1 protein-coding gene and 4 tRNA genes are annotated in these 1101 nt (G+C 54.2%); all 5 read right to left on the bottom strand.

The annotated features are described in order from the left end of the window. Positions 1-187: 187 nt before the first annotated feature. A tRNA-Thr gene (locus AC1RO3_RS07835) sits at positions 188-263 on the bottom strand. A 72-nt stretch (positions 264-335) separates the two neighbouring features. Beyond that, positions 336-409, bottom strand: a tRNA-Gly gene (locus tag AC1RO3_RS07830). Positions 410-542: 133 nt separating this feature from the next. Next, positions 543-629, bottom strand: a tRNA-Leu gene (locus AC1RO3_RS07825). Between the two features lies 1 nt (position 630). Beyond that, positions 631-715: transfer RNA gene (locus AC1RO3_RS07820), tRNA-Leu, on the bottom strand. Positions 716-718: 3 nt separating this feature from the next. Beyond that, complete coding sequence (locus AC1RO3_RS07815; RefSeq protein WP_289900983.1) at positions 719-1006, bottom strand: hypothetical protein; 288 nt, start codon at positions 1004-1006, stop codon at positions 719-721. Positions 1007-1101: the final 95 nt, after the last annotated feature.

The raw sequence follows: 1101 nt of genomic DNA, 5'->3' as shown, positions 1-1101 counted from the left end.
GAGTTTCAGGAAGCACGGGCCCGATACCGGGCAACTGGCTTCACACCAACTGTACCTTAGCATGGCTCTTAACCCCAAGAGCCCCGGAGCCCCGCGCGGGATAAATCCGGTTGCAATACACTGGCGGTGCCTCTTCCTCGACAGTTAGGATTGGGGATTCTTTCGCTCTCGCCCACAACAATAAAAATGGTGCCGATTGCAGGACTCGAACCCGCGACCAACTGATTACAAATCAGCTGCTCTACCAACTGAGCTAAACCGGCAAGTGCGTGGTGCCCGTGGCCTAGGAAACCTAAGCACCACACTGAACGTACATCACATTACTTTACTAAGTCTGGAGCGGGTGAGGGGAATCGAACCCCCGTCTTCGACTTGGAAGGACGCTGCTCTACCATTGAGCTACACCCGCAAATTAGACTGCGGTTCACCCACAGAATATGGACTTGGCGCTACTTTCCACTTGTACTTATTTGCTATGCCGATGAACACTGCTCTCGCAGACTCGCACATAGCGGCGCACCCTTTCGGGAAGTAACTTGTTCTGGTGCGAGGAAAGGGATTCGAACCCTCACGATCTTTCGACCGGCAGGACCTAAACCTGCTGCGTCTACCAATTTCTCCACCCTCGCGTGGTGCGGATGGTGGGACTCCAACCCACACGCCTTTCGGCAGGGGATTTTGAGTCCCCCGTGTCTAGCTATTCCACCACATCCGCATACTACTTGTTTTGCTTCCGGTACTCTTCCCACTCTTCGTGTAGACTCAGCTCACCGGGCCACGCATCGTAGTACCAATCCCAGTCAAAACACCAGTCATTGACGGTGCCGACATCGATGTGTTCTACGCTTCGTTCCTGACGCTCGATTTTGTCGAGCACTCGATTGAGGACACGACGATTCTGCTGCCGCTCGTCTCGACGCGCACCCGGAGCCGGGCCGCAGCACGGGCAATGGAAACCGCCCGGACCATAACTGATTACACGACGGGAAAATGCTTTTGCTTTCATGAGACCTCCAGTTGATTATCACTGAACTCTACTCATGATCGCCTCCTATTCTGTTGGGTGGGAACGGTACGATTCGAACGTACGGTAAACCTCCG

This window comes from Dellaglioa sp. CoH-57-MRSF-19 (genome assembly GCF_056781975.1).
Note: the sequence above shows the minus strand (reverse complement) of the source record. Positions and strands in the feature narration are given on the sequence as shown.